The organism is Bacillus mexicanus (genome assembly GCF_050445615.1).
Lineage (GTDB): Bacteria > Bacillota > Bacilli > Bacillales > Bacillaceae > Bacillus > Bacillus mexicanus.
In genome coordinates, this window is the sequence record NZ_JBCEYV010000003.1 from 552,098 (window position 1) to 578,315 (window position 26,218).

The following is a 26,218-nucleotide window of genomic DNA, read 5'->3' on the forward strand; positions in this document are numbered from 1 at the left end:
ACTTTAAAACCGAGGATTAGCCAGTGTTAAACCGAATAGATGATTAGTATCTTTTCTTTGAGATCTACCCTTCCTTTTCTGAAAGGAGAAACAAATGGCTAATACACATACTTTTTCAAAAGGAGAAGAAATTTCAAACTCAATTACTCACGGAATAGGCGTTCTATTAAGTATTGCTGCTTTGGTAATTCTGATTGTATTCTCTTCCTTGTACGGAACTGCTTGGCATATAGTGAGCTTCACTATATTTGGAGTGACAATGCTTTTACTATACACATCTTCTACTATGGTCCATAGCCTTCCTAAAGGGAAAGCCAAAGATGTATTTGAAATATTAGACCACTCATCGATTTATCATTTTATTGCAGGAACTTATACACCTTTCCTTTTAGTTGTCATTAAGGGCCCGTTGGGATGGACACTATTTGGTGTTGTTTGGGGACTAGCTATCCTCGGAACAGTTTTCAAATCTTTTTTTGTAAAAAAGTATCTTTTCACGTCTACCATTTTATATGTTGTAATGGGTTGGATGATTATATTCGCTTGGAAACCATTGATTCAAAATTTAAGTTCACAAGGGATCATTCTCCTCGTTCTAGGCGGAGTTGCCTATACACTAGGTTGCATTTTTTATTTATGGAAATTATTTAAACACCATCACGCTGTATGGCATTTATTTGTTTTAATTGGAACGTTGCTACATTTCTTCTGCATTCTCTTGTATGTTTTGCCTATTTGACAGGTAAACATTTCAAAAATCTTGTTATTTACAAAGAACAAAAAAATAAATATAATTTATAACGATAACAATTATATTAATCGTTATTATTCGACACTTTAACCGCATCTTATAAAAGGTGCGGTTTTTTTGTGCAAAAAATAAGAGGGGAGGAACCCCTCTTATTTTATTTATCTTCTAACTCAAATTTAGCAACAAGATTTTTAAGCTCTTCTGCCATTTTCGTTAGAGATTCAGAAGCTTTGGATATATCTTCCATTGAAGCATTTTGTTCTTCAGTCACACTAGCAACATTATCAATGCTACTTGTGATCTCTTCAGAAACATTACTAATTTCAGTAAATGATTGAACCATTTCTTCAGTACCCTGTGAAATATTTTCCACAGCTGATTTAATGTGCTCCATTTTTTGCGAAAGATCAGTAATTTTATCAACAATCTCTTCAAAAGATTTTCCTGCTTCAAGAACTTTTTCATTACCGTTTTCAACAGATTTAACACTTTCGGACATTGAGTTCGAAGCATTTTCAGTGGAAACTGTAATATCGTTGATTAAGTATCCGATTTGTTTAGCTGCATCTCTAGACTGTTCAGCAAGTTTTCTGATTTCGTCAGCTACAACAGCAAACCCTTTACCTTTATCTCCAGCGTGGCTAGCTTCAATCGCAGCATTCAAGCTAAGTAAATTTGTCTGTTGAGAAATATCAGAAATCAATGCATTGAATTTCAATATTTCTTTAACTTTATCTACCAGGACATTTAAGTCTTTTTCAGTATTAATTGCGCTAGTCTTAACTACATCAATTTGTTTGATGGCTTCATTAATTACTCCTACACCTTCATTAGCTCTGCTAGATGTCTCGAATGTTGAATCCGTCACGCCTTCTACGTGAGAAGTCATATTATTGATACTTTCTGAAATATCGTGAATAACTTTTGAAACGACATTCGTACTCTTCAGTTGGTCATTAGAACCGTTAGAAATTTCCTGAATCGATTCTGAAATTTGACGAATAGAAGACACGTTTTCTTCAGTACTTGCAGATAATTCTTCTGAAGACGAAGCAAGATTTACAGATGTAGAACCCATTGAAGAAACTATATTTCTTAAAGACTCAATCATTTTATTGAACGATTTAGCTAAATCACCAATTTCGTCTTTAGACTTAATATCAACAGTTTCTCTTAAATCGCCATCAGCAACTTTTTCAGAAACTTGTTTCAATCGGTTGATTGGTTTAATCATAGCCGCCACTACTATATAAGTAACCGCAATAGCAACAACCAGAGCAATAATAGCAACAACCAAACTTCCTGTAATAATAGGTTTTGTTAGAGTACTTATTTCACTCATATCATAAGTGGCCCCAATTTTCCAACCAGTTAAACCGTTTGTTGTAAAAGTCACAACTTTCTCTGTGCCATTATCTTCAAAACTATAGTTGCCGTTCTCAGAAGTTGAAGATAACATTTTTTTCATACGAGCTAAGCCAGTAACATCTTTTCCTGCTTTATAGTCTTTGTGATAAATTACTTTACCAGTGGAATCAAAAACATAAGCATAACCTTTTTCTCCTACTTTCGCCTTTTGAACAAGATCAGTGATAGTGCTTAGATTTAGATCAATTGCATAAACTCCTTTTTTATCTGCTGTTTCGGCAGCAACTGTGACAACTACTTTTCCTGTTGTATGGTCAACATAAGGTTCTGTTACAACAACCTCACCGTTATGTTGCTTTGCTTCTTGATACCAAGGGCGAGTAGTTGGATCATAGTCCGTTCCAAAATTACCTTCTGGGAAGGAAACCATCTGTTTGTTATCAAAACCGACATAAGCCATTAATATTGAGCTGTCTGCTTCTTCTAATGATTTCATCATAAGGTGAATTTTGTCTTTATCTACATCACTTGAAAAAATGGTAGTTGAAGACGCAGCAAACTTAGTTTTATTTATTTCTTCCTTGAAAGTATTGCTTATTACATCGTTTAGCGTGCTAATTGTTGTTTTTGCTGAATTTTTCTCAATGCTCGACATTTGGTCTTTCGTCTGTATACTGTTAACAACAACAATCGAAGAAGCGGAAACCACTAAAACGCCAGTAATCAAAGTTAAAAACTTCTGTTTTAAAGTAAATTTTTTAACCAAAAAATATCCCCTCCTTTGAGTTAATATTTTATATACCGTGTTCTGTTCCTTTGTCAAAAAAAATCGCAATTTTATTTGTTTCTCAATTACTGATATATAAAGGTTTTCAACAATTTATATATTCGTTTTCTGAAAAGTTTTTATAAAAAAAGACCCTTCTTTATATGAAGGGTCTAAAAAACTTAGTTTTTATTTTCTTCTAGCTCAAATCGAGCTATCATCGCTTTCAATTCTTCGGCCATATTCGTTAAAGATTCAGAAGCCTTGGATATATCCTCCATTGAAGCGCTTTGTTGATCTGTCACACTTGCAACATTATCTATGCTACTTGTTATCTCTTCAGAAGCGTTAGATATTTCAGTAAATGATTGAACCATTTCTTCAGTACCCTGTGAAATATTTTCCACAGCTGATTTAATGTGCCCCATTTTTTGTGAAAGATCAGTAATCTTATCAACAATCTCTTCAAAAGATTTCCCTGCTTCAAGAACTTTTTCATTACCGCTTTCAACAGATTTAACACTTTCAGACATTGAGTTCGAAGCATTTTCAGTGGAAACCGTAATATCGTTGATTAAGTATCCGATTTGTTTAGCTGCATCTCTAGACTGTTCAGCAAGTTTTCTGATTTCGTCAGCTACAACAGCAAACCCTTTACCTTTATCTCCAGCGTGGCTAGCCTCAATCGCAGCATTCAAACTCAGAAGATTAGTTTGTTGAGATATATCAGATATTAAAGCATTAAACTTCAATATCTCCTTCACTTTGTCTACAAGAACGTTTAAATCCTTTTCAGTATTAATAGCACTTGTTTTAACTACATCAATTTGTTTGATAGCCTCGTTAATAACCTCTACTCCATCATTTGCTCTATTTGATGTTTCGAATGTTGAATCCGTCACGCCTTCTACGTGAGAAGTCATATTATTGATACTTTCTGAAATATCGTGAATAACTTTTGAAACGACATTCGTACTTCTTAATTGATCGTTCGAGCCATTAGAAATCTCTTGGATTGATTCAGAAATTTGTCGAATAGATGTTACATTTTCTTCAGTACTTGCAGACAATTCTTCTGAAGATGATGCAAGATTTACAGATGTATTTGTCATAGAAGAAACCATATCTCTCAAAGAATCTATCATTTTGTTGAATTGGTTACCTAAATCCCCAACTTCATCTCTAGTGGTAACACTGACTTTCTCTCTTAAGTCTCCATTTGTTACTTTTTCAGCCACTTTTTTCAATTCATTTATTGGTTTAACCATTTTCAAAATAAATAGATAAGATGCACCTAATGCCAAAATCAGAAAAATAACTCCAGCAATGATTCCTTTATATACAGAAGGCATTGCCTGATCTTTTATGTCTTGTTTATTGATCACGCCGCCTATAACCCAACCAGTTTCTTTATTTTTATCATACACAGCTTTTCGGTTTTCTTTTTTAGCAGTGTAATCAAATTCCCCTTTTTCATTTTCAAACATATTTTTTAATCCTGATTTGTCTTTAACATTATCACCCGCAGAGTATCCTTTAAATGAAATAACGTTTCCATTTTCATCTATGAGATAAGCAAAACCTGTGTTCCCTATATGCATATTACTTACCAAAGTAGAGATAGCATCGATGTTAACATTTATACCCGCAACCCCTCTTTTATCAGGAGTTTCTTTAGCTATCGTAACAACCATTTTTCCTGAAGATGCACTTTTATATGGAGCTGTTATAATGACTTTTCCGGAGTTCTCCTTAGCTTGTTTATACCAGTCTCTAGTGGTGGGATCATAATCTTTATCCATAGCACCAGTCGTATTAATCATTTCTTTAGTATCATAACCAACAAAGGCATTTAATATATTATTGTCACCTTCACCTAAACTATTAATTCTTTGTTCAATTAATGTCTTACTTTCAGGAGAGGTATACATATTCAACTTTTTTGAAGCATTTTCAACAGCAGTTTTGAGACTGCTAAACTGAATATCAAGTACACCATTAAAAGTTCCAATTGTATCTTTTGCATCTTTTTTCATAGTCTCGTTCGCATCGCTTATTGTATCTTTTGCATTTATAGAAACAATTGATACAACAGGTACTATCACTACAACCGAGACGAGAGCTAACATCTTTTGCCTCAAATTCACTTTTTTAAACAACACTATTCTATCACCCCTTTCTGGAATTTATATTTAGTAAATTACAATTTGTCAATTATTTTTATTTCAATTTTTCAATTATTTTATTAGGGATCTTTTCTAAATCTAATGCAATATTTTTAGCCCCACTTTCAATTACTTTCTTAGGCATACCAAAAACGACACACGTATTTTCTGATTCTACAATTATCTCAAGGCCTCCTTTTGACAATCTTAAAGATTCCTTGGAACCGTCCCCGCCCATTCCAGTCAACACAACTGGTACCAAATTATAATTACCTTTTTTCTTAAAAACCTCTCTGAACATATAATCAACTGATGGAGCGTGACCATTCTCTGGCGAATCATCCGTTAAAACGATGTTACCAGAAAGATTAATTTTCATCTGTTTCCCTCCTGGGGCTATATACACACAACCATTTTCAACCGTTTGTCCATTTTGAGCTTCATACACATTTAATTGTGATGTTTTATTCAAAGAATCAGCTAAAGATTTTGTATATCCCCCACTTGGCATATGTTGCACAATCAAAATAGCAGCATTTAAATTCCCTGGGAACATAGGAATAATCTCTTTAAGAGCTTTTGGTCCGCCCGTAGAACATCCTATTAATACCAAATTTTTAATACTAGAAGAAATTTCACTTGAAGTGTTACGCTTCGTTATTGGTTGAGCAGTTACTATTGCATTATTGGATGGAAGCCGCCTTTTTCTTTTAGTTTGATTACTGGCCATTTTTATTTTTGAGATAATCTCATCCTTTTTCTTATTTAGAAGAATTGGATTATGAGGCTTTTCAATAAAATCAAAAGCACCTAAGTCCAGTGCTTTAATTGTTTCTTCAGCTCCTTTTCTCGTCAAAGAACTAAACATAATCACCGGTATTTCTATGTTCTCTTTATTCCATCTTTCTAAAACCTCTAGGCCAGTTAGCTTCGGCATTTCAATATCTAGCAATACAACATCAATATCATTTGTTATTTGTTGAAGCGCATCCTCACCATTTTTTGCTTCTTTAACAACCTGAATTTCACCATCTTCCATAATTAAATTTTTTGTAAATGTCCTCATAAACTTAGAATCATCTACTAGCATAAGGCGTATCATTCATTTCCCTCCCTAAAAAAAATGTGGAATATTTTTTTACTTTTTATTTTTTTTGATTACTATATCTCAAGATCAAAACATAAAGGGGTGATTAAATGTCAAACAAAAGTTTTCAAAATGAATTCTTGGACTTAGTAAGCGAACTTGGAAATATCACGTTTGGAAACGCTAGTACGGCTTTGAGCGTAATAGTAAACCAAGATATAGATATATCTACGCCAAAAGTTGAGATCGTAGATAAAGAAGATTTGTTGAAATCTTTTCCAAATCCATACGTATTAGTGGAAATCGAATACGCTGAAGGTCTAGAAGGTCACAATGTCTTAATGTTAGAACCAAGAGATGCAGCCATCATTGCTGATTTAATGATGGGCGGTGAAGGAAAAGTCGAACAAGTGGAACTAGGCGAATTTGAACTTAGCGCAGTACAAGAAGCAATGAACCAAATGATGGGCGCTGCTTCTACATCGATGTCTGAATTTCTGAATTTGCAAATCGATATCAATCCACCGAACACTGTTTATACTGATCTGGACACTGCCCATACACTTGGTGAGTTATTTACTGACAAACAACTGATTAAAGTTACATTTGATTTAAAAGTTGGAGATGTCATTCATTCAAATTTAATGCAAATTATCAATATTCCGTTTGCCAAACAGCTAGCTAGTGAATTGCTAGGTATTTAATTAAAAGAGGTGATTATTATGTCAAAAAAAGTTTTAATAGTTGATGATACAGCTTTTATGAGAAAAATGCTTGGAGATATTCTGAAGAAAAATGGTTTTGAAGTAGTTGGCGAAGCAGTAAACGGTGTGGACGCCGTTGAAAAATATCAGGAGCTAAATCCTGACTACGTAACTATGGACATCACTATGCCAGAAAAGAACGGCATAGAAGCTTTATCAGATATTTTAGCCATCAATCCAGACGCTGTAGTTATTATGTGTTCAGCTATGGGCCAACAAAATATGGTGCAACAAGCAATTGAAACTGGTGCAAAAGAATTTATCATCAAACCTTTTAAACCAGATCGTGTATTAGAAGTATTCTCAAAAAATTTTTAATTTCTTATCAATATCAAGAGGGCTTAAATGCCCTCTTTTTGTTTTTGATAAAAGAAAGATTTAACGATTTTCAGATGATGTTGTTCTGGCTTAAATATTTGTTCAGTAGCTCCAATAAAAATAATCCCTTGATCATTTAGATTTGCACAAAATCGATCATAAATTTTTTGTTTTGCATCTTCTTTAAAATAAATGAGCACATTTCGGCAAACAATCATATCTAAAAATTTAGGATATAAATCTTCTAACAGATTATGTTTTTCGAATTTTATTTTTCGCTTTATTTCATTTTTAACTTGTATCGTATTAGTATCCAATTGATCAAAGTATTTATCAATTACTCCTTTAGAAAATACCCCTTTTAAATTTTCGATTCTATATTTGCCTTCTTTCGCTTTTTCAAGTATAGTTTCGTCCAAGTCTGTAGCAATAATCTCGAAATCCAGAGACGGAAAATTTTCCTTTAATAATATAGCGATTGTATACGGTTCCTCTCCTGACGAGCAAGCAGCACTCCAAAGTTTAATTTTTCTTTTCCCTTTCGATATCATCGGTATAGCAAGTTTATAAAAATCATCCCACATCTTTTCATTTCTTAAAAATTCAGTAACGTTAATCGTAATGTATCCTTTTAGTTTTTCGACTAATGATTTATTTATTTTTAGATTATCAGCAAGGTCTTTAAAGTCCTTAAATTCATTGTTTTTAATGAAATTCTCTAATCTTCTTACCATTTGGTCATCTTTATATGACGTCAAATCTATTTTGGATATTTTCTTGAATTCTTGAATAAAGTATTGATAATTTGGTGTATCCAAATGCAATTCCTCCTTTGCTATCTAACCATTCAGCTAGCAAAAGAATTTCCCTTTTCAATCGGGGGTGAAAAACGATGAAATGGTTCTCAAAATCTGAGACCGATAAATTTTCTAAGGTCAAGTTTTTGCATAACAAGTTTTATTTTGAAGACCCAGATAAACCAGCAAAAATTACAATCCAGGAAAATGATTATGCATCTGTATTAGTTAACGAGTCACCAGTAAAAAATGAAGTTGAATTTAGTTCAACTGACAAGATCTCTATTTCCTATAGAGATAACATTGTTGTTGAACCTTCCTTTAAGTTCGAAGTCTTCACTGATGAAAACAATGAAGAGGCTCTACTTCAGAAAACTATCACATTAGGAAAAGGATATCAGTTCAATCCTATAAGCGAATTTGAACACAATCCCAAACTATTTATTAAAGAATTAAATCTACATCCATCTCCTATTGCCTTCGATGAAGTTGAATCCTTTTTGAAAAAACAAGGGTTCAATGGAGTATTCAATAACGATAATATCCATCAGATCTGTGTTAGCGAAGAAAATATTACCTTACCAGTTGTTACTTCAAGAGAATCAATCCCAGGAAAACCAGCCAGATTTGAGTTATTAAATTTAGTCGAAAACGGCAAACAGATAAAAGAAAATCAATTTTTCGCTGAATATGTAGACGAAACACCAGGAGAACCTGGATTCGATATTTATGGAATCAAAATTGAACCCGAAGACTTAACGTTTTTCCCGGACATTGGCGAAAATGTATTAGTAGAAGATAGAGGTTTGATGAGCCTTAAAAACGGAAGATTGGTCTATACACCATATTCAATCAATATAATCGAAGAACAAAATGTCGAAAAAACATTAACTTATGAAGACGGATTAGTAGAGTATGATGGGGATGTCGTTATTAACGGAGATATTAAAGAAGGCGGGCAAATAAAATGCACAGGAAATTTAACCGTCCTAGGTGGAGTATTTGAATCCTATGTATTCGCCGACGGAAACATTGTTATCAAAGGAAATGCAGATCAATCCGTTATATATTCTGGTTTTTCAAAAACTTCTGCCAAGCAAGTAGAAACTTATAGTTTACAATATCTCGAAGTTTTAGAAAGAGTAATGTTTGAAAGTAGCTTTACAGCAGAAGATGGCTTTGACTATGAAGAAAAAACAAAATCATTAGAATTAGCAAAAAGTGAATTCAATTCTATTCAACAATCTATTGATCCTTTCCTATCTTTAATTCAGCAATTCGGTAGCCCCGAAATCCAGCAATTGTTTGATAAATTTATGGATATATGCAAACAAGGAACAAAAACTGTTTTAAATGATCAATCAAACACTGAAGATATACGTTTAGAAATGGAGAAGTTTTATGCAATTATAGAGGAATCAAAAGAACATCTTAAAGACGATTTAGGTTTGCTGGAAACCGGCAGCGCAAACAGCTCTCACTTATTCGGATACAACAAAATAAAAATAAACGGAACAGGAACTTTCCAAACAATCATAGAATCTAATGAATCCGTTGAAATTAGTGGTAAAAGCTTATCTACACAAATTGTAGCCGAACAATATATTGAAGTCGGAGAGTTTAAACCTGGCACACAACAAGATATGAAACTTTATGTGAAAAAAAGCAGCGGTTATGTCAAAATAGATGCATTAGGAAGCGACAGCTTAATTCAAATAGGAGATAAGAAATACGCAGCAATTGATGACGAAAAAAATGTTGTTTATGAAACAAAAAACATACCGAAAAACTAAGAAACTAAAAAAAACGGCTTATGCCGTTTTTTTTAGTTAAGAAGATTATCGAAATCTTCCATTTCAATTAATACATATACATCGCCCTCTTGATTAACAACTTTTGCTTTTACGTCTCCATTATCAAAATCTTCTATATGTTCTTGTTCAACATCCATTATATTATCAGTATCATCAACGAGAAGCGCCCCACTCTTTTCAGCAATTTCAAATAATATCAATTTTTTTGTGTCATCTATTTCATTCTCAATATTTTGAACCACCATTTTCAAATCGATTACAGGACAAATCTTACTTCGAACGTTTACAACTCCTCTAATTGCATTATGCGCATTAGGAATTTCAGTTATTTCACGATCATTTTTTTCTATTGTAATAATATGTTCAATCGAAACACCATATTTCTTCTCTTCTAAATAAAACGTTAAAACTTTCATATAATCACACCTCTATTTTTGAAAAATGTTCACGTCAAAGACGAACGAAACGCTACCATCACCCAATACCGTAGCTCCTGTTACACCTTTAGAGTTTTGAGTATATCCTTGTAATGGTTTAAGAACTATTTCTTGTTGACCAACAATGTCACTAACTAATAATGCGTAACGTTGATATGAATTTTGAATAATTAAGGCGTACAAGTTACCAGTTGGTTCACTGTAACCAAATAACTCTCCGTATCTATGTGTATTTAATATTTCTTCTCGATAATATAAAACTTTACGTCCCATTAACTCTTTAATTTGCTCCTCTTGAACAGAAATTGTCTCCACAACATTAGATAAAGGTACAGCAAAAGTTTGATTACTTTCTTTAACCAATAATGCTTGAATAATAGACAACGTCAAAGGCAAAACAATTACAAACGTTGTTCCTACGCCTTCTTTCGTTTCAACCCTTACCGAACCACCTAGAGATTCAATTTTAGTTTTAACTACATCTAGCCCTACTCCTCGTCCACTTAGATTAGTGATTTTTTCAGCAGTACTCATTCCAGACGAGAAAATATATTGAATGATTTGATCTTCAGTTAACAGTTCTATCTCTTTCTCTGTAAGAGAGTTTTCTTTTAATATTTTTTGTTTAATTTTCTCCACATTTATTCCGTTACCATCATCTTTAATTTCAATAACAGCTTCGTTGCCTCGATGATATGCTTTCAATAGTATTGTTCCTTGCTCACTTTTTCCTCTTTCTTTACGAACTTCAGGCATCTCCACTCCGTGGTCTAATGAGTTTCTTAATAAATGAACCAGCGGATCTCCTAATTCTTCAACAACAGTTCGATCTAGTTCGGTTTCTGCACCTTCAATAATAAACTTGATATTTTTCCCCAAATCTTTAGAGGTACTTCTAACCATTCTAGGAAAACGATTAAATATTGTATCTAGTGGTATCATACGCATTGAAAGCAAACTTGTTTGCATTTCTGTTGATACTCTAGATAATCTTTCAAACGACTCGGAGAGTTCTGGGTCTTTCATTCTTTTATCGATGTTTTGTAAACGTCCCTTTTCCACGATAAATTCTTCAAAGAGACCCATTAAATATTCAATTTTATCCAGATTTACTCGAATAGATTGAGATTGTTTTTTGTGGCTATCTTGAGTACTTTCTTTTTTCGGAGAGGTTTGAGATTCAGTTTTTGTATTTTCAGTATTCTCTTCTTTATTATCCGCGTCTTTCGAATTCTGATTATTATCTTCTTTTCTCTCATCATTATCTTTCCATTCCGTCACTGTTATTTCTTTAACTTCAGATAATTTATTAATCAAATCCTCAATAGTTTCTTTCTGCTCATTTGTTACAAATATCAAATTCAAAATTCCACTAAACTCTTCTTTCTCAAGCTCTTCTTCTTCTGTATCTGTTTTTATAATCTCACCTAAATTGTTCATTTCCTTGAAAAACATATGTACCCTGACAGCTTTTAACAGGCAATCTTCACGCAATTCAAATTTAATTTGGAATACATTCTGATTACTTTCTTTCGCAACTACAACAGCATCCTTTTCTAGGCTAGAAAGAACAATTTCTTTTTCATTTTGATTTTTTTGACTAGATGTTTTAACTTCTACATTTACTAGATCATCAATACCAGATACTTCTGCACCAGTATCTTTAATTTCATTTATCAATACTTCTAATTTATCTATGCCTTTAAACATAAAATCGATTGTCTCTTGTGTGGGTTCAACTTCACCATTTCTAATAGCATCCATCATATTTTCGATTGTATGAGTTAATTTTTGGGTTCTCTCGAATCCCATTGTTCCGGCCATACCCTTTAGTGTATGCGCAGCTCTAAACATTACTGCCACAATTTCTAGATTGTTTGGTTCCTGCTCAAATTTCATCATTTGATCAGACATTTCTCTCAAATGGTCTTCACTTTCCTCAAGGAACATATCTAAATACTCATTAGTATCCATCAGATACACTTCACCCCTTATAATATGAAAGGCATCTTGCTTCCAAGCAAAATCCTCTCTGAATCTTAGAACTTATACCACATATTTGTGTTAAATCCTAAAATATTTGAAAGAATTTTGTTTCGAAAGCAGGTATCTTATCTATATTCTTTTTTGTTTTTTTCGTTTTACAAAAAAATGATAATAAAATCAAATAAACATATTTAAAATATAGGTGGTGTTATTGTTGAACAGAATATTTTTAATAGACGGTTCGTCTATGTTAAGTACTCATTTTTATGGGAATTTGCCAGCAAGTTATAGATTTGCTAAAAGCGAAGAAGAAAAGAAAAAAGCACTTAAAGAAGATCTATTGCAAACATCAACAGGGGATTATACAAACGGTGTTTTTAATATGGCAAAAACTATTTTAAGGTTAGTAAATGATTATAATCCGGAATACTTGGCGGTGTGTTGGGACATCTCTAGAGAAACATTCAGAAGAAAACTATATCCTGGTTATAAATCACATCGGAAAGATACTCCTCTTCAATTAAGTTCACAATTTCCATTAATGCAGAAGGTTTTAGATTATATGGGAGTTCCTCAATTTAAAAAAGAAAACTATGAAGCCGACGATTTACTGGGGGCAATTTCAAAAAGATTCTCTAATGAAAATAAAATTTTTATTCTTACAAAAGATCGAGACGCTTTACAGCTAATTGACTCAAACACTACAGTATGGCTGAATACCAAACAAGTCAGTAAATTTTTCTTGCAAATTACGGAACTTGATAGTGATCGTAAACACGCTCCTGTTAATTATTTTCCTTTTTCACTAGAAGCGTTTAGGATAATTTACGGATTGGATCCAATACAATTAATTGACTTAAAAGGTCTTACAGGAGATAAAAGCGATTCAATCCCCGGAATAGATAAAATGGGGGAAAAAACTGCTATACCAATTCTTCAGCATTACAAAACGATCGAAAATTTTTATGATCAATTGAATCAATATGACTCAAAAGAATTTAAAAAAAATCCTTTTAGATAAACAAATAAAACGAGTCGATCCTGAAAAAATGTTGTTAAACAAAGACATTGCACTCCTAAGCAAACAATTAGCAACAATTGAATCAAATGTACCTGGTTTTCAAGAGTTAGACATAGAATCACTTTCTTTCAGGTTCAATAAAGAAGGTGGCAATAAAATATTCAAAGAATTAGAATTCAAATCTCTTTCAATTTAAAAAACAGAGTTTAGCCTCTGTTTTTTATTTTTCGAACTCAGATGCAAAATATAAATCGTGAAGTATAGTTGATAAAAAGAACTTTATAGACGGATAATCAAAAAACTTTCCTTGGATTGAATCCAACTGTCTTTTATATGCCAACTCATATTCTCTAGAGTTTCTTTTCATTTCCAATAAACACTTTAATAATCCATCTATTTTATCCACTATATCCACCCTAATTCCTTCTTTGGTTGCATCTTTAGGATATATTAGATAATCCTCTATATCACCCTTAATTGAATCCGGAACCCATTTTAATATGTCTTTTGCAACTTTTCTTTCATACTCTTCAAATGCTTCCTTGATTTCTTTACTTTGATGTTTAACAGGACCATTAACATCTCCAGAAATTGCTTCTGGCAAATCGTGGAATAATATTTTCCCAACTAATCTCTGTAGATCAATTTCTATTCCGTGCTTTTCCTTTTCATACAACGCGAAGAAAATTCCCATTGCAGCTGCTCTGAATGTATGTGTAGCATCGTTATCTGGAAACGTATTAAATCTTCCTGACCATCTATTTATTTGGTCCATACGCAATACTGCATTTAATAACTTTCTAGTTGGACTATCATTTTTTTCAAATTCCGCCACTAACTCTCGGATAGATTTGAATTCACTGTTTAAAAGTGTTTTTTTAGAATTTCTATAGAAATCTTGAAAATGAATTTTATTTAACGCTTTTACTTCCCTCGCACTAAACAAGAAGACATCGAACGTATCTGCCAGATCAACAATTCTTCCTTCCTCTGTACCGTCTTCTGCATTAACAATGTAGTCATAAAAATATCCTTTTAGAGATTTTGAAACAAAGCTTGCAATATCTTCTGACGCTACTTTCTCGATTTCATTAATGAAATTATGCACTATTTTATTCTTTTTAGTTCTGTGTTTTATGGGGCCATTAATTACTTCATTGAAATCGTGAAAAATGGCCCTTCCTAAGATTCTTTCAATGTCCAATTTTCTGTTATGTTTTTCTTTTTCTATTAATCCAATTAACAAAGAAAGCACAGCTACTCTATAGCTGTGACTAGCAGTCGAATCGTTATATTTTGGAGAAAAGTCTTCCCACCTGGGGACTACAGAAAGTCTGTAAAAAATATGAAACAACTCACTGTTTTTCGGTCTTGTCACTTACCTCCTCCTCCTTTTGCTTTAAGACGTTTTCTTTCTTTTTAATAATCTCAAATTCAATTTTTATTTCTTCTTTTAACAATCCATCAAAATGACTTTTCAAGCTTTTATCAAACTTCTCCTTAATTTCATTTATTGCGTCTCCTACATTCACTGCTTCTAAGTCTAAAACATTCAATTGAACAGTTAACACTTTGGATTCTAGAGCTTCAGATATTTCATATTCAATTGATATGTTTTTTGACTTTTCATCACATTTAATTACATTAGAAACCCAGGCTTCAAAGAGCTCTTTATCTATATTTAAGTTTTCAAATCGTATTTTCTGCGTTTGTTGTTTTTTTCTTCCGACAAAAAACATATAAACAAACGTTGCAATAAACAATGCAAATAAGTATACCTCTCCTAAAGTCGTATTTAAAACTTTTATAACATCAAAACCTTTGCCTAATGAGAGAACACAACCATAAATCAATAAACTAACCGCAATAAAATAAAAGGTTTTCCAATATTTCATTTTTCAATCACCCCATATCCCCTTCGTTAGAAATACGACATCTAATTCCTTTATAAGGAGGCGTTTTTATTGGATAAAGAACAAATAATTAAAGAAGTATTATTTAGATGCCAGCAGCACGGAAAAACATACATTGTTGGCGGCTATATTAGAAACAAACTACTTGGATATGAGTTTAATGACGTTGATCTCTTGACTAGCTGCTCTTTGGAGAAATTGAAAGAGATTTTCCCCAAAGTTAATTGGACTGACCAGGGACTTACTCTAGGTATATGTAGGATGCAATACAAAGGGATTCAATTTGATTTTAGTTCGTGCACTGAAAGTGAGTTTGAGGACAAATTAAAGGACAGAGATTTTACGATTAATTCATTTTATTTTGACGGGCATACTTTAATAGCTCAATCAACTGCTTCTAAAGATTTATACCTAAGAATTCTTAGACCTATGAGAAATATTTGGGAAACCCTAAATTTCAGTCCTCATTCTATGGTTAGAGCTTTTCGCTTCATTAGCTGCTATAACCTTAATTGGTCTGAAGATTTGTTAAATGATCTAAAAGAGTCTTCCTCTTATTTTGAAAAAATTTCGGAAGGAAGGCTTCAAAAAGAGGCTTATGAAATATTAAAGGGAAAGCACATCATCAAAGCTCTCTATTATTACGAAAGTATTGGCCTTATTTCTCCAAATCCCAATTTAAAAAAAATGAAAGATTTAATAATCCCAACTTACAATCAAAATATAAGTGCCAGACTAATCTATTTAAGTTATTTATTAGGAAAAGGAACAATAATCGAATTCATTCAACTTCATCACCTTTCCAACAAATTAATCGAAGAAATTCAGGAATATCTCCCCTATCTAAAAACAGATAAATTAATGATCCATCCACGAAAGCTGCCATTCTTGATTTTATTAAAGAGATATCAATTCCAAGATGATAAAACAAAGATAAAAGAATTCTTAGGGAAACATAAACAAAAATAAAACCTATCGAGTGATAGGTTTTATTTTTCTTCTAATTTATTTTTAAGACTTTCAAATCTTGAAAAAATTTCATCATCTTCTGCATCAATTAATGAACGCTTTGAATTGTCTTTAATTTCTCTTTTATTTGGTGCGAAATCGAGTTCGTCCTCTTCTGTATCTCCAAACAATAAATCTGAATCATCATCAAAATTATTCTTCTTGTTTTTCCTTGCCCGTTCAAATATTTCGTCATCTAAAGTTTCTTCGTTATTAGATTCAAAATCATATTTATTCAGGAAATCAAATTCGTCCTGATTATCTTTTTGATCATCTGCAAAAATGCTTTCGTTAAAATCATTATGATCTCGATTTACTTGTTTGTTCTTTATTGGTTCATTGTCTTTATTAATCGTAGGAGTGAATTCATCTAAAGATTCCTTTTCCTCATCACTGAACAATTCTCCATATATATCATCTATACTATCGTTCTTAGAAGTTTTTTTAGATTCGTTTGGTTTAGATGTTTTGGCAAGTTCATCTTTTGAAGGAGAAGGCCTAAAACCGAACATATCGTCCATTTCCTTTTTTTCTTCATAAGCCCCTCTATCTCTTTCCACCATCCCGAACTCCCAATCCATATTTTCAGCTTCAAATTCATCATCTCTAGCTTTATGTTTACTTCCATTTCTTTTGCTTTCCTGGAACTGTTTAGATTTTTTCACTGGTCTTGATTTGTTTCTTTTTATTGGTTTTTGCGGGATAGCAAATTCTTCTTCTGATGATATTATTATTCCCTCTTTATTAAGTTGATACCATAAGAAAAATGACGAACCTATCAGTATCAATTCAATAACCATTAGCGCATAGAACATTTATTCACCCCCCTCTTGTTTTAAATATTAGACATTATTAAAAGGATTGCTCTTTTTTTTAATAAAATACAAACTTAGTTGTCTAAATTACTAAGCTTATTAAATTCAATTGGTTTATTTTTTCAAGGTTTTTTTATGTTTTTTTGGAGGAGGAAATTATGAAAGAAACAATACATTTAACTCAAGCTCAATATGATGAATTGATTCGAAGAAAGAAACAAATTATTGAAGAAGAAAGGCCTAGAATAGCAGAACAAATTGACATCGCCAGAGGATTTGGGGATTTATCCGAAAACGCAGAGTATCACGCAGCAAAAGAGGAACAGGGACAACTTGAAACTGAACTTCAGAACATCGAAAGAACTATTAAATTCGCCAAAATTATTAAACATAGTGGTAAAAATGACGTTGTTGAGTTAGGTAATGAAATCACTATAAAATCCTTAAATGGAGATAACGAAGAATATAAATTCACACTAATTGGCCAAGATGGAAATGGAGTCGATGAGGTAGATATTGGCTCAAAATTAGGCGCTTCTCTCCTAGGAAAAAGAGTTGGAGATACATTTTCTTACGAAGCCAACGAATCTTCATTAGGAATTTTATCTTTTAAAATCAATACTATTGATTAACAAAAAGGCGCTTGCAAAATCCCAAGCGCCTTTTTCTATTCAATTGACTAAAAAGATCTTTTTTTCTTTTTATTCATCATCACATTAAGAAATAAAAAAGTGAATAACGGTACAAGAAATATTATAGCAATTGTCCAGACATATGAAGTATGAGAGTTAGATGGAAACGCTGGGCTAGCTTCATCAGTTATGCCCATACTTTTTTTATCTTTATCCACAGTATTTGGTGCGAATTTTTTATTTGTCTTTAAAGCGAATTTTCCAACTTGTTTACCATTACTTTTAACAATTAACCAGGCCACAGTTTCTCCCGCTTTATACTCTTTTTTACTAGTATTCCACTTAATCGACTGAGTGAATTTACCTTCATTTCCTACGTAGGAAATCACAGCGTCTTCTTTAAGAGTAAGAGGAAATTCTTTATCGTTCATCTCAAAAATGTGATACACTTCTCCTTTTTCAAACAACTTTTTAGTTTGAATTTTCGAAAAGGCATAATCACTCATAACATTAATATCCGAGTACTTACCAGACTTCGTAGAGTGCATAGTCACAGCAATCACTTTTTTATCCCCCTTTTTTAATATTTCGATAAGGGTATGCTGCGCTGCATCCGTATAACCAGTTTTCCCTCCGATTGCGTTAGGGTTTTCTTCCGGAATATTATTTGGTGATTTAATAGTGACAGTTCTTTCATTAGTCTTGATAACAGCTTCTCTTTGCCCCATCTTTTCAACGATATCTGGATATTTTAGAATTTCTCTTCCAAACAACGCCATATCGTGAGCAGTAGTAAAATGCTTTTCGTTAGGCAAGCCATTCGGAGTTTCAAAATGTGTATTTGTAGCTCCTAATTCTTTAGCCTTTTCATTCATCATATCAGCAAATTTTTCAACAGATCCAGCTACAGCTTCTGCGAGAGCAAATGCAACATCATTTGAACTTATAATCATCAGAGATTCTAGAGCATCATCAACAGATATTTTTTCCCCTTCTTTATAAAGAATTTGTTGGTTACTAGGTTCTTGACTAGCTGCTCTTTTACTAAAAGTGATCGTATCATCATTTTTTAGATTTTCCTTTATCAAAATAGCCGTTAAAACCTTAGTTATACTGGCTGGATAAGCCTTTTCGTTTTCATTTTTTGTATATAAAAATTTACCTGAGTAAGCATCAATGACCGCTCCATTCGTACCAATAATCGAAGGTTCATTTTTTTCAACTTCTTGATTTATATTATTGTTTTCTTCCGCTTTTACACTTGTAATACCTAGACTAGATTGAACAATCTGAACAATCAAACCTGCTATAAGTATAGATCCTATCCATTTTTTCACATCGTTTTCCTCCTAATTTCGATACATAAATTATTTTTTTGTTTTTTAAATATCCCTTTCTAAACTTTAAATCTAAAAAACCTATTAATCGGTAACAAAAGGATTAGGAAAACAAATCTCTAACACGATAAAAGAGATTTAGGAGGGATTTATTTGACAGCAATAAATATACTTGTTGCCATCTTTTCATTTGGGTTTATCATTTTCTTTCACGAGCTCTTTCATTACATCGCCGCAAGACTAGTAGGAATTAAGCCCAAAGAGTTTTCGATTGGATTTGGCAAGAGTCTTATCGTATATCAAAAAAGAAAATTTTATTTTCTGCCTAAAAAAGGATCAGAAAAATTCAATTTAGATGAAATCAGTTACCATATTAAAGTTTTACCTTTAGGTGGCTATGTATTATTTGAAAGACCAGTGATAAACGAAAAAGGAGACTATGAATTAAAAGGAGACTATCTGAAAATACATCCATTAAAAAGAATTTTCATCGCCATTTCAGGCCCCATAGGTAATTTCATTTTAGCCTTTATATTATTATTTTCTCTTTTAACACCATATATGTCCTTGCACAAAGACGGGAAAGTAATATATGTGCAAGAGAAATCAATAGCAGATTCTGTTGGGATAAAACCGCAGGATAACATTCTAAAATTTAATGATAAAGAAATCGGAAATGTAAACAATCTCTCTCAATATATTAAGTCACAAGATAACTTGTGTATTACTTGGAAAAACGAAAAAGAAGTTAAGAAAGAATGTGTCCAAAACAGCAATAATAAAATAGGAGTAACATTCAGTATGACAGTATGGGAAGGCTTAATACACACATCTGAAAGCTTTTTGAATTTGTTTAAATCTTATACTTCGGCGTTTTTCGAAGTTTTAATGCACTTGAATATAAAAGACTTTAATGGCCCGATCGGGACTATCGACGCCATACAACAAACGGTTCCTGTTTTCGAAAAGTTCTTTAGTATTCTCGTTTTGATAAACATTGCTTTAGGTGCTGCTAATCTTTTACTCCCTCTAACAGTTACTGATGGCGGAAAAATAGTAATCGATATCATTTGCTTATTACGCGGAAAGAGAAGTATTAGCACTAAATATTTAGATGTAATTTGTTTCGCTTTAATGATTGGTTTATTTATCACAACATTCTTTTTAGATATAAGTAGAATCGTTGGAAGGCTAATGTAGGAGGTTTAAATGAAAAAAATATTAAAATTTGAAGACTATCTCAAAGCAGATAAGTATAGAAGCCAAGTTATTCTTCCTCTATTAGACAGAAACCCAATATATGATTCAGCAAGACACAAAGACGAAGCTATAGCGTTCTTGCACTTTAATTTATATTTTTATGTATTTTTAAAATACATACCAAATGGCCAACACACCACTTATCCAACTGTAGAGGAGTCATTTAATAACATTGTAAATAATCCGAGAATTTCTAAAGGTGAATGGGTAGTTGTCAGTTTTTATCAACTAAAAAAAGAAGATGCACTAAGTTTATATCCTCTTATATATTCCAAACAAAAAGAAGAGGATTGGTTTACACGTTTAAAGTTTATGATTTTAAAAAAATCAGAAGATGAACATAGTAAGAGCTCGCCCGAAAACGAAATTTTTCAAAAGAAAGATCTCTGACTAATCACGATGCTTTCTCGTAGTAACAAAAAAACTCTCAGTTATTATCCTGAGAGTTTCTTTATCAAATAATATTAACAGTAAGTTCTTATTTGTTTTGATCTCATTTACTGAGCAAATTTTTTTTGAATGGACCGATTATTCTTTTATTTACGCTTGAATCCAAAACAGCAAATACAACTTTTTTGAATTTGTTTTAAATCTCGGGCCCTTAATTAGAATTTCATCAAAATACTTTGCCACTATTTCAGGACTGTTCTTAAACACTCCGCATCCAAAAGCACCCAAAACAATATGTTTATGTCCATTAACTATGGCAGCAGCTAATATTTTTTCAATTCTTTTTTTCATTACAATATCAATGTGATATTGAGTAATATGTTTATCTCTACTTTTCACTATACCAGTATTAACAGCTGGAGAAGTAATGAAGGATACATTATATGGTTCTATTAATCCTCCATCATCATCTCTAAAAACAGGTACATCGGGAGAATAAATCATATAATCTGTATACATAGCATTTTTACACTTTTTGCTTTCCTCATACATTTTTTGTTGAGTAGAAATCGAAACGTATAGCCCAGATGATCTAGCAAGACTTTCTTCTTGAGCATTGCTTCCCCTTAAAAATCCTCCTCCAGGATTTTTGGCCGAAGCGAAATTCAAAGCTAATACCTTTGAAGTACCGCTTATTGTTAATTTCTACAAACAGAGAGCGTCGTGTCATTCACAACTTCAAAAACAGTCTGATTTTCCGGATTACCGGATAATTCATTTATTAACTTTGCGCCATCTTTTGGTCTATAAAGTTTAGTATTATCAATCATATTCTCAATATGATCCTTAATATCAATTGTTTTATTTTTTGTTTTGAATTTACCTTTTTTTAGGATATCAACAGTTTCTTCCCCTAGTTTCTGTAGTTGTTCTTTTTTATACATTCTTATTCCCCAAAATAAAAAGCCCGTATTAACTAATACGGGCTTAATTTTTTAATAATCACCTAATGTAATTCCCAGTTGAGCAAGTTTCTCCTTAACTTCAGTAACAGATTTCTTGCCCATATTTTTAACATCATTCAATTCAACTTCATTCATTTTACGAAGTTCTCCAACTGTACGGATACTATGATCCCGTAAAGCATTAGATGAGCGAACAGAAAGTTTTAATTCTTCAATCGTCATATTATTGATGCTTTCTACTTCTTTCTCTTTTTCTTTAATTATTTCATACTCTGAAAGTTTTTCTGTCATATCCCCAAATGCTGCAAAATGAGTTTCTAAAATCTTACTTGCTAACAACACAGATTCTCTTGCATCAATGTTTTCGTAAGTTTCTACATCCAATATTAATCTTTCATCAGTCGCTGTATCTCCGACAAGTATCTCTTCCGATGAAACCCCTACTCTATGAACAGGAGAGAAAAGGCCATCTATTTTTATAATACCTTCCACTTTTATATCCTGATGATCTTTTGCTTGCACGTACCCTCTACCCTTTTTCACAAAGATTTCAATTACTACTTCCTTTTCACCAGTTACATTAACCAATTCAACATCCGGAGTCCTCAATTCAATCCCTTTAGGTAGTTTTAAGCTATCTGCTTTATAAATTCCCGGCTTTTTCGCTTTAAACACGACTTTTTCTAAAACATCTTCTTCTAAATCAAATTTAAGTTTCTTTAGATTACTAATTAACTCAACAGCATCTGTTGCTGTACCAGGCATTGTCATTAACTCGTGAGTGACACCTTCCATACGAAATCCAACTACACTAGTCCCGGGCATCGAACCCAGCATAACTCTTCTGAGTGCGGTTCCGATAGTAAGCGAGTAACCTAATTCTAGCGGTTCAACAAATATTCTAGCGTAATTCCCCTTTGATTTTTCTTTGTCTACGAGCACATCAATTTTTTTAAAATTCAAGTTATACAAACTAAATTTACCTCCATACACAATATGTTTAAAAGCGGGTTTCCCCGCTTTTATTTGTCTCGATTTCCTTTTTCTTTATTTCTTTTATATTCATAATATCCTGTACCAGCAGGAATTAATTTTCCTACAATAACCGATTCCTTTAATCCTCTTATTTTATCTATTTTCCCTCTAATTGAAGCTTCAGAAAGTATTTCAGAAGTTCTTTCAAAACTCGATGCTGACAAAAATGAATCAACTGATAACGAAGCTTCTGTGATCCCTTGCACTTTTTCTTTCACTTCAATTTCTTTCTTCCTATCTTTTTCCAACTTCGCATTTAATTTTTTTAATCTACTTCGATCAATCAATCTTCCAATCGGTAAATTAGATCCGCCAGGGTCCCGAACAATAACACGTTTAGTCATTTGTCTAGCAATGATCTCTATATGTTTATCTGAAATCGTAACCCCTTGAGATTTGTATACCTTTTGAACTTCATCAACAATATATTTTCTTACTGTTTCCATATCTCTAACGTTCAATAATTCGTGAGGACTCACTGGTCCGGATGTTAATGCAATCCCTTTTTCTATGCTTTGTCCATCCTCTACCATCAATCCATAACCATACGGAATTGTATAGACAACAGATTCCATTTCGGGATCATTTGGCTTAATTGTTACTTCTTTTAGTATTCCTTTCTCATTGATGCTAACTTGACCGTCAATTTCAGATAATACAGCCTTTTTATCTTGCGGTCCTGTTAGTTTCCGAGCCTCAAAAATTTCTTCTATACGAGGTAAACCTTGGGTGATATCCCCTTCGCCAGCTACCCCTCCTGTATGGAAAGTTCTCATTGTTAACTGCGTTCCTGGTTCACCTATCGATTGTGCAGCAATAACCCCTACTGGTTGACCAACATTAACAAGTTTTCTTGTAGCAGGATCCATACCGTAACATTTTTGGCAAACTCCTCGTTTAGATCCACAAGTAACAACATTTCGGATTTTCACCTTATCTTTTAGTGCTGCAATTTTTTCTGCTTTTTGAACAGTTATTATTTCATCACGAGAAGCGATTAATTCACCATTGTCATCATAAACCTCTTCTGCTAAAAAGCGTCCATACAGTCTTTCTTCCAATGACATAACATTTGGCTTGATGGATTCCACAGTAACAAATTCATCCGTTTTACAATCAATTTCAGTAACGACAACATCTTGAGCAACATCAACCATTCTTCTCGTTAAATAACCAGAGTTAGCTGTTTTTAGAGCGGTATCAACCATACCCTTCCGACTACCGTGAGTAGAAATAAAGTATTCATTAACACTTAACCCTTCGGTAAAGTTTGATAAAATAGGTCTCTCGATGGTTTTCCCAGATGGATCTGCCATCAGCCCCCTCATTGCAGCTAGCTGACGATATTGAGCATTGCTACCACGGGCACCTGAACCCATCATCATAGCGATCGAGTTCGATGGATCTTCCATAAGGTTGTCATAAGCGATTTTTGCTAGGGACTCAGAAACCTTACCCCAAATTTTAACTACTTCTTTATATCGATATTGATTTGTAATGAATCCATAGGCGTACAATTTCTTAACCTTACTTACTTTTTCTTCAGCTTCTTTTAATAACGATTCTTTCTCTTTAGGGGTTTCGATATCGAATAACGAAATCGTCAACCCACCTTTCATAGCGTATTTAAATCCTAAATCCATCATTGCATCGTGAAGATTCACGGTATCTTCCTTGCTAATCGTATCAAAAGCAAAATCAATGATTTTCCCTAAGAACTTTTTATCAAATGGAGTATTTTGTTTGCTAGGAATACAATTTACTGCTTCTCCAATGTTGTTGAATAAGCCTTCAGGCTGAGGCAATACAATCTTAGAGTCATTTAGGTAAACTAATGACTGAGGCATCTCTCTATTAAATATGACTTTTCCTGGAGTGGTAACAAGGTATTTATATCCCTTTATTTTAGAGTGGTTTCTAACATCTAAAATGATCTTAGATTGTAATGTAACCCAACCAGCTTCATATGCACGGACCACTTCATCTTCGCTGCTGAAAAACTTCCCCTCTCCCTTTTCGCCATCTTTTTCAATTGATAGATAGTGAAGCCCGAGAACCATATCTTGCGAAGGAGTTTTAATCGCTTTTCCGTTTTGTGGGTGAATTAAATTTTCGGTTGAAAGCATTAATATTCTAGCTTCAAGTTGTGCTTTTCTAGACAAAGGAATATGTACTGCCATCTGATCACCATCGAAATCTGCGTTAAAAGCTCCTGTTGCAAGAGGGTGCAACTGAATAGCGTTTCCTTCGATAATAACCGGTTCGAAAGCCTGAATAGACAATTTATGAAGAGTAGGCGCGCGATTCAATAAAACAGGATGGTTCTTCGTTATTTCTTTTAAAATAGGCCATACATCTGGATGCCCGTTTTCAATTTTATTTTTAGCATTTTTAATATTCAATGCTTTTTTCTGCTGCATTAATTGATACATAACAAATGGCTTAAATAATTCAATTGCCATTTTACGAGGAATACCACATTGATGCATTCTTAATTTCGGTCCAGATATGATAACTGAACGGCCAGAATAATCTACACGTTTTCCTAGCAAGTTTTGTCGGAATCGCCCTTGTTTTCCCTTCAAAGAATCTTCTAGGGATTTTAAAGGTCTATTACCTGGACCAGTAACCGGCCTGCGTGTTTTTTGATTTGCGATCAAAGTGTCTACAGCTTCCTGCAACATACGCATCTCATTTTCGATAACGATCCCTGGTGCTCCCATTTCTTTAAGCCTTTTCAAACGAATATTTCTATTAATAACACGTCGATAAAGATCGTTTAAATCACTGCTTGCAAATCGTCCTCCATCTATTTGTACCATTGGTCTTAGCTCAGGAGGTAAAACTGGCAATCCCAATAAAATCATCCACTCTGGACGATTTCCAGAACGGCTAAAAGCTTGCACAACTTTCAATCTTTTTTCCAAAGATTTTCGATTTTGTTGAGATTTTTCGACTTCTAGCCGTTTTTTTAACTCTCGTTCTAGTTCTTCTAAATCAATATTTTCGAGTAAATCTCTTATTACTTGTGCTCCGATTCCTGCTTTAAATCCAATAACATAACCATTTTCTTCAGTGTAATGATCTAAGGCTTTTGCATACTCAGTTTCAGATAACAATTGCAGGTATTCTAACTCAGTATCCCCAGGATCTATTACTATCCGGCTATCACAGTAGATAACTCTTTGTAGGCTATCTCTTGTTAATCCTAGAATCGTGGATATATAGTTGTCTTTTCCTCTGAAAAACCAAAAATGAGCAACTGGAGCTTCGAGTTTAATATGACCAAATCTTTCTCGACGAACACGAGACAAAGTTACTTCCACGCCACATTTAGGACATACTTTTCCAATATGTCTATCCTTTTTATAATAACCGCAATGAGAAGAACATTGGTTATCCTTCACTGGTCCAAATATACGCTCACAGAACAATCCACCCTTCTCAGGTTTATGGGTTCTATAATTAATTGTTTCGGGTTTTTTTACCTCTCCAAAAGACCATTCCTCCATAATCTTTTCCGGAGAAGCTATTTTAATAGGAATATTGTCAATTCTGTTTAGTATACTCATAGTTTTCCTCCTATTTT

The 26,218-nt window shown here is 33.0% G+C and carries 23 protein-coding genes; 9 read left to right on the top strand and 14 right to left on the bottom strand.

The features are described from left to right. Window positions 1–94 precede the first annotated feature (94 nt). Window positions 95–739, top strand: coding sequence for a PAQR family membrane homeostasis protein TrhA (gene trhA, locus AAGG74_RS18075; protein ID WP_429676606.1), 645 nt, complete (start codon window positions 95–97; stop codon window positions 737–739). 166 nt (window positions 740–905) lie between these two features. On the opposite strand, the gene AAGG74_RS18080 is transcribed toward trhA, so the two are convergent. The 3 genes from AAGG74_RS18080 to cheB all read right to left on the bottom strand — a co-directional run bounded on the left by AAGG74_RS18080 (window position 906) and on the right by cheB (window position 6,152). Further along, a complete protein-coding gene (locus tag AAGG74_RS18080; protein WP_429676607.1) occupies window positions 906–2,885 on the bottom strand; it encodes a methyl-accepting chemotaxis protein in 1,980 nt (659 codons plus the stop codon). Window positions 2,886–3,067: 182 nt separating this feature from the next. Next, window positions 3,068–5,047 (bottom strand): methyl-accepting chemotaxis protein, encoded by a 1,980-nt coding sequence (locus tag AAGG74_RS18085; RefSeq protein WP_429676608.1) that lies wholly within the window; start codon window positions 5,045–5,047, stop codon window positions 3,068–3,070. 58 nt (window positions 5,048–5,105) lie between these two features. Then, window positions 5,106–6,152: a chemotaxis-specific protein-glutamate methyltransferase CheB gene (gene cheB / locus AAGG74_RS18090; protein ID WP_429676609.1), complete on the bottom strand. Its 1,047-nt coding sequence runs from the start codon at window positions 6,150–6,152 to the stop codon at window positions 5,106–5,108. 95 nt (window positions 6,153–6,247) lie between these two features. On the opposite strand from cheB, the gene fliY reads away from it, so the two are divergent. Together fliY and AAGG74_RS18100 are read left to right on the top strand one after the other, a co-directional pair. Further along, window positions 6,248–6,841: a flagellar motor switch phosphatase FliY gene (fliY, locus tag AAGG74_RS18095; protein WP_429676610.1), complete on the top strand. Its 594-nt coding sequence runs from the start codon at window positions 6,248–6,250 to the stop codon at window positions 6,839–6,841. Between the two features lie 18 nt (window positions 6,842–6,859). Beyond that, the gene (locus AAGG74_RS18100) at window positions 6,860–7,219 is read left to right on the top strand and encodes a response regulator (RefSeq protein WP_429676611.1); all 360 of its coding nucleotides are present in this window, start codon (window positions 6,860–6,862) and stop codon (window positions 7,217–7,219) included. A 23-nt stretch (window positions 7,220–7,242) separates the two neighbouring features. On the opposite strand, the gene AAGG74_RS18105 is transcribed toward AAGG74_RS18100, so the two are convergent. Then, window positions 7,243–8,037: a CheR family methyltransferase gene (locus tag AAGG74_RS18105; RefSeq protein WP_429676612.1), complete on the bottom strand. Its 795-nt coding sequence runs from the start codon at window positions 8,035–8,037 to the stop codon at window positions 7,243–7,245. 74 nt (window positions 8,038–8,111) lie between these two features. Between AAGG74_RS18105 and AAGG74_RS18110 the strand changes: the two genes are divergently transcribed. Next, entirely contained in the window at window positions 8,112–9,809 is a 1,698-nt protein-coding gene (locus AAGG74_RS18110; RefSeq protein ID WP_429676613.1) for a FapA family protein, read from the top strand. Window positions 9,810–9,841: 32 nt separating this feature from the next. Here the strand turns inward: AAGG74_RS18110 and AAGG74_RS18115 are convergent, their stop codons facing one another. Continuing rightward, window positions 9,842–10,246 (bottom strand): chemotaxis protein CheW, encoded by a 405-nt coding sequence (locus AAGG74_RS18115; protein WP_429676614.1) that lies wholly within the window; start codon window positions 10,244–10,246, stop codon window positions 9,842–9,844. Between the two features lie 12 nt (window positions 10,247–10,258). After that, window positions 10,259–12,241, bottom strand: coding sequence for a chemotaxis protein CheW (locus AAGG74_RS18120; RefSeq protein ID WP_429676615.1), 1,983 nt, complete (start codon window positions 12,239–12,241; stop codon window positions 10,259–10,261). A gap of 226 nt (window positions 12,242–12,467) precedes the next feature. On the opposite strand from AAGG74_RS18120, the gene AAGG74_RS18125 reads away from it, so the two are divergent. Next, window positions 12,468–13,274, top strand: coding sequence for a 5'-3' exonuclease (locus AAGG74_RS18125; RefSeq protein ID WP_429676616.1), 807 nt, complete (start codon window positions 12,468–12,470; stop codon window positions 13,272–13,274). Between the two features lie 220 nt (window positions 13,275–13,494). Here AAGG74_RS18125 and AAGG74_RS18130 read toward each other — a convergent pair whose 3' ends face one another. After that, complete coding sequence (locus tag AAGG74_RS18130) at window positions 13,495–14,652, bottom strand: YfbR-like 5'-deoxynucleotidase (protein ID WP_429676617.1); 1,158 nt, start codon at window positions 14,650–14,652, stop codon at window positions 13,495–13,497. Next, the gene (locus AAGG74_RS18135) at window positions 14,630–15,169 is read right to left on the bottom strand and encodes a hypothetical protein (protein ID WP_429676618.1); all 540 of its coding nucleotides are present in this window, start codon (window positions 15,167–15,169) and stop codon (window positions 14,630–14,632) included. Before AAGG74_RS18135 ends, AAGG74_RS18130 begins: the two co-directional genes overlap by 23 nt. A 69-nt stretch (window positions 15,170–15,238) precedes the next feature. On the opposite strand from AAGG74_RS18135, the gene AAGG74_RS18140 reads away from it, so the two are divergent. Then, window positions 15,239–16,156 carry a hypothetical protein gene (locus AAGG74_RS18140; protein WP_429676619.1) on the top strand — a complete coding sequence of 306 codons (918 nt, stop codon included), beginning with the start codon at window positions 15,239–15,241 and terminating at the stop codon, window positions 16,154–16,156. Between the two features lie 20 nt (window positions 16,157–16,176). On the opposite strand, the gene AAGG74_RS18145 is transcribed toward AAGG74_RS18140, so the two are convergent. After that, the gene (locus AAGG74_RS18145; RefSeq protein ID WP_429676620.1) at window positions 16,177–17,010 is read right to left on the bottom strand and encodes a hypothetical protein; all 834 of its coding nucleotides are present in this window, start codon (window positions 17,008–17,010) and stop codon (window positions 16,177–16,179) included. A 158-nt stretch (window positions 17,011–17,168) separates the two neighbouring features. Here AAGG74_RS18145 and AAGG74_RS18150 point away from each other — a divergent pair, with 158 nt between their 5' ends. Next, a complete protein-coding gene (locus tag AAGG74_RS18150) occupies window positions 17,169–17,642 on the top strand; it encodes a GreA/GreB family elongation factor (RefSeq protein ID WP_429676621.1) in 474 nt (157 codons plus the stop codon). 47 nt (window positions 17,643–17,689) lie between these two features. Here AAGG74_RS18150 and AAGG74_RS18155 read toward each other — a convergent pair whose 3' ends face one another. After that, window positions 17,690–18,979, bottom strand: coding sequence for a serine hydrolase (locus AAGG74_RS18155; RefSeq protein ID WP_429676622.1), 1,290 nt, complete (start codon window positions 18,977–18,979; stop codon window positions 17,690–17,692). A 153-nt stretch (window positions 18,980–19,132) separates the two neighbouring features. Between AAGG74_RS18155 and AAGG74_RS18160 the strand changes: the two genes are divergently transcribed. Continuing rightward, window positions 19,133–20,179, top strand: coding sequence for a site-2 protease family protein (locus AAGG74_RS18160; protein ID WP_429676623.1), 1,047 nt, complete (start codon window positions 19,133–19,135; stop codon window positions 20,177–20,179). Window positions 20,180–20,188: 9 nt separating this feature from the next. After that, window positions 20,189–20,629, top strand: coding sequence for a hypothetical protein (locus AAGG74_RS18165; RefSeq protein ID WP_429676624.1), 441 nt, complete (start codon window positions 20,189–20,191; stop codon window positions 20,627–20,629). A 150-nt stretch (window positions 20,630–20,779) separates the two neighbouring features. Here AAGG74_RS18165 and AAGG74_RS18170 read toward each other — a convergent pair whose 3' ends face one another. Genes AAGG74_RS18170 through rpoC form a run of 4 tightly spaced genes read right to left on the bottom strand, consistent with a single transcriptional unit; the run spans window position 20,780 to window position 26,201 of the window. Next, window positions 20,780–21,325, bottom strand: coding sequence for a TIGR02452 family protein (locus tag AAGG74_RS18170; RefSeq protein ID WP_429676866.1), 546 nt, complete (start codon window positions 21,323–21,325; stop codon window positions 20,780–20,782). 2 nt (window positions 21,326–21,327) lie between these two features. Beyond that, window positions 21,328–21,573 (bottom strand): poly(ADP-ribose) glycohydrolase domain-containing protein, encoded by a 246-nt coding sequence (locus AAGG74_RS18175; protein ID WP_429676625.1) that lies wholly within the window; start codon window positions 21,571–21,573, stop codon window positions 21,328–21,330. 51 nt (window positions 21,574–21,624) lie between these two features. Further along, entirely contained in the window at window positions 21,625–22,566 is a 942-nt protein-coding gene (locus AAGG74_RS18180) for a DNA-directed RNA polymerase subunit alpha (RefSeq protein WP_429676626.1), read from the bottom strand. Between the two features lie 50 nt (window positions 22,567–22,616). After that, complete coding sequence (gene rpoC, locus AAGG74_RS18185; protein WP_429676627.1) at window positions 22,617–26,201, bottom strand: DNA-directed RNA polymerase subunit beta'; 3,585 nt, start codon at window positions 26,199–26,201, stop codon at window positions 22,617–22,619. Window positions 26,202–26,218 lie beyond the last annotated feature (17 nt).

Coding starts and splice junctions, on each gene's coding strand:
- trhA (WP_429676606.1), top strand. CDS start 95: ATGGCTAATACACATACTTTTTCAAAAGGAGAAGAAATTTCAAACTCA.
- cheB (WP_429676609.1), bottom strand. CDS start 6,152: ATGATACGCCTTATGCTAGTAGATGATTCTAAGTTTATGAGGACATTT.
- fliY (WP_429676610.1), top strand. CDS start 6,248: ATGTCAAACAAAAGTTTTCAAAATGAATTCTTGGACTTAGTAAGCGAA.
- AAGG74_RS18100 (WP_429676611.1), top strand. CDS start 6,860: ATGTCAAAAAAAGTTTTAATAGTTGATGATACAGCTTTTATGAGAAAA.
- AAGG74_RS18110 (WP_429676613.1), top strand. CDS start 8,112: ATGAAATGGTTCTCAAAATCTGAGACCGATAAATTTTCTAAGGTCAAG.
- AAGG74_RS18115 (WP_429676614.1), bottom strand. CDS start 10,246: ATGAAAGTTTTAACGTTTTATTTAGAAGAGAAGAAATATGGTGTTTCG.
- AAGG74_RS18120 (WP_429676615.1), bottom strand. CDS start 12,241: ATGGATACTAATGAGTATTTAGATATGTTCCTTGAGGAAAGTGAAGAC.
- AAGG74_RS18135 (WP_429676618.1), bottom strand. CDS start 15,169: ATGAAATATTGGAAAACCTTTTATTTTATTGCGGTTAGTTTATTGATT.
- AAGG74_RS18145 (WP_429676620.1), bottom strand. CDS start 17,010: ATGTTCTATGCGCTAATGGTTATTGAATTGATACTGATAGGTTCGTCA.
- AAGG74_RS18150 (WP_429676621.1), top strand. CDS start 17,169: ATGAAAGAAACAATACATTTAACTCAAGCTCAATATGATGAATTGATT.
- AAGG74_RS18165 (WP_429676624.1), top strand. CDS start 20,189: ATGAAAAAAATATTAAAATTTGAAGACTATCTCAAAGCAGATAAGTAT.
- AAGG74_RS18175 (WP_429676625.1), bottom strand. CDS start 21,573: ATGTATAAAAAAGAACAACTACAGAAACTAGGGGAAGAAACTGTTGAT.
- rpoC (WP_429676627.1), bottom strand. CDS start 26,201: ATGAGTATACTAAACAGAATTGACAATATTCCTATTAAAATAGCTTCT.